This is a genomic window from Streptomyces sp. rh34 (genome assembly GCF_002551245.1).
GTDB lineage: Bacteria > Actinomycetota > Actinomycetes > Streptomycetales > Streptomycetaceae > Streptomyces.
In genome coordinates, this window is record NZ_NTGZ01000587.1 from 1 (window position 1) to 640 (window position 640).

1 pseudogene is annotated in these 640 nt (G+C 74.2%); it reads left to right on the top strand.

Features of this window, described 5'->3' with window-relative positions:
• Window positions 1–26 precede the first annotated feature (26 nt).
• Window positions 27–584 (top strand): annotated as a pseudogene (locus CR470_RS38350) (uridine kinase); the annotation flags it as partial.
• Between the last annotated feature and the right edge of the window lie 56 nt (window positions 585–640).

Here is a 640-nt window from a genome sequence, read left to right on the forward strand (position 1 = left end):
CTCAGAGATGTGTATAAGAGACAGGGCTCGCGCTGGGCGTCGACGGCGCGCCGGCCGCCCGCACCGGCGAGGCCGCCGAGCGCCTCGCGCGGGAACTGCGGCTGCTCGGCCGTGCGGTGCTCGTCATCTCCACCGAGGGCTTCCTCCGCCCGGCGAGCCTGCGCTTCGAGTACGGGAAGCGGGACCCGGACGCGTACGCCGACAGCTGGTACGACACCGGGGCGCTGTGGCGCGAGGTGTTCGGGCCGCTGGAGGCGGGCGGCTCCGGCCGCGTGCTGCCCGATCTGTGGAACCCCGTGACCGACCGGGCCACCCGTACCCCGTACCACGCGCTTCCCGAAGGAGGGGTGGTCGTCGTGCACGGCCCGTTCCTGCTGGGGCACTGGTTCCCGTTCGCGCTCAGCGTCCATCTGCGGTTGTCCCCGGGAGCGCTGCGGCGACGTACGGCGGAGCCGGAACGCTGGACCCTGCCCGCCTTCGCCCGGTACGAGGACGAGGTGGCGCCCACGGAGCGCGCGGACGTGGTGGTCCGCGCCGACGACCCGGCGCGCCCCGCCTGGTCGGGGCTGCCCGGGAGCGGGTGAACGGCGCCCGCCCCGGCACCGCCCGTCACCGGACCTGTCTCTTATACACATCTCTG